The sequence below is a fragment of the Caulobacter sp. 05T431 genome (assembly GCF_056665975.1).
In genome coordinates this window covers 1-1,363 of the sequence record NZ_JBFTKU010000051.1, presented here as the reverse complement: position 1 = coordinate 1,363, position 1,363 = coordinate 1, and the positions used below count along the sequence as shown (strand labels likewise).

The following is a 1,363-nucleotide window of genomic DNA, read 5'->3' as shown; positions in this document are numbered from 1 at the left end:
CCATGACCCGGCCTCTGGTTTTTCACGACGACCGCCTGTTCCCGGCCGACGAGCGCACGCGGGGGATCGCGAGGGCGCTGTACGGCCAGGTCAAGGGCCTGCCGATCATCAGCCCGCACGGCCACACCGACCCGGCCTGGTTCGCGACCAACGCCCCGTTCGAGGACGCCACCGATCTGCTGCTGGCCCCCGACCACTACCTTTTCCGCATGCTCTACAGCCAGGGCGTCAAGCTGGACGACCTGAAGGTGCGCTCCAAGGCCGGGGTCCCCGACACCGACCCGCGCGAGGCCTGGCGCCTCTTGGCCTCCAACTTCCACCTCTTCCGCGGCACGCCSTCGTGGCTGTGGCTCAACCACGTGTTCAGCCAGGTGTTCRGCTTCAAGGTGTTCCTGTCGGCCGAGACCTCGGACCTCTATTTCGACACCATCAACGAAGCCCTGGCCACCGAGGCCTTCCGGCCCCGGGCCCTGTTCGACCGCTTCAACATCGAGACCCTGGCCACCACTGAAGGCCCGCAGGACAAGCTGGAGCACCACAAGGCCATCCGCGAGAGCGGCTGGGGCGGCCACGTGGTCACCGCCTATCGTCCCGACGCGGTCATCGACTTCGAGGACGAGCGCTTTGGCCGGTCGTTCGAGCGCTTCGCCGAGGTCTCGGGCCAGGACGTCACGACCTGGAAGGGCTATCTGGAAGGCCACCGCCTGCGCCGCCAGGCCTTCATCGCCGCCGGGGCCACGTCTTCGGACCACGGCCACCCGACCGCCGCCACCGCCGACCTGTCGGCCGTCGAGGCCGAGGCCCTGTTCCAGGACCTCTTGAAGGGCAACGTCACCCCGGCCAAGGCCGAGCTCTTCCGCGCCCAGATGCTGACCGAGATGGCCCGCATGAGCCTGGACGACGGCCTGGTGATGCAGATCCACCCCGGCTCGCACCGCAACCACAATGTCGGGCTTCTCGCCAGCCACGGCCGCGACAAGGGGGCCGACATCCCCATGCGCACCGAATATGTCGACGCCCTGAAGCCCCTGCTCACCAAGTTCGGCAACGACCCGCGCCTGTCGATCATCCTGTTCACGCTCGACGAGACCGTCTACAGCCGCGAGCTGGCCCCGCTGGCCGGCCACTATCCGGTGCTGAAGCTGGGCCCSTCCTGGTGGTTCCACGACAGCCCCGAGGGCATGATGCGGTTCCGCGAGCAGGTCACCGAGACGGCCGGCTTCTACAACACCGTCGGCTTCAACGACGACACCCGCGCCTTCCTCTCCATCCCCGCCCGCCACGACGTGGCCCGCCGCGTCGACAGCGCCTTCCTGGCCCGCATGGTCGCCGAGCACCGCATGGACGAGGTCGAGGCCGCCGA

Annotated in this window: 1 protein-coding gene; it reads left to right on the top strand. The window is 68.6% G+C overall.

The annotated features are described in order from the left end of the window. Positions 1–2 precede the first annotated feature (2 nt). Positions 3–1,363: glucuronate isomerase (gene uxaC / locus AC1U89_RS24455; protein ID WP_479902205.1), on the top strand; the 1,361-nt coding region annotated here is incomplete at its 3' end.